Annotated in this window: 1 protein-coding gene; it reads right to left on the bottom strand. The window is 69.3% G+C overall.

Annotated features, from left to right (window positions below; translation table 11 throughout):
• Positions 1-166 precede the first annotated feature (166 nt).
• Positions 167-277, bottom strand: a 111-nt coding sequence (locus AC0CH3_RS17800) for a PhnA domain-containing protein (RefSeq protein ID WP_465238125.1), incomplete at its 5' end; no start/stop codon positions are given.

Here is a 277-nt window from a genome sequence, read left to right as displayed (position 1 = left end):
TGGTGTTCCGGTCATGGTCGGATCGATACACGGGGGAGGGTCGCGGTCATGCGTGGACCGTCGGCGAGCGGCGGCGGGGGCGTTGTGATTCGCCCCCGCCGCAGCGTCGGGCGCGCGACGCGGACGCGCACGACCCGCGCGCTTCATGCTCCTCGCATCGCCGTGGTCAGCGTTTCCGCACGAACTCCGCGCGCAGCACCAGCCCCTTGTTACCCTCGTATCGGCAGTCGATCTCCTGCGCGTCACCGGTAAGCCGGATCGACTTGATCAGCGTCCC

The organism is Sphingomonas sp. AC449 (assembly GCF_979253475.1).
This window is presented reverse-complemented; position numbering and strand designations above follow the sequence as displayed.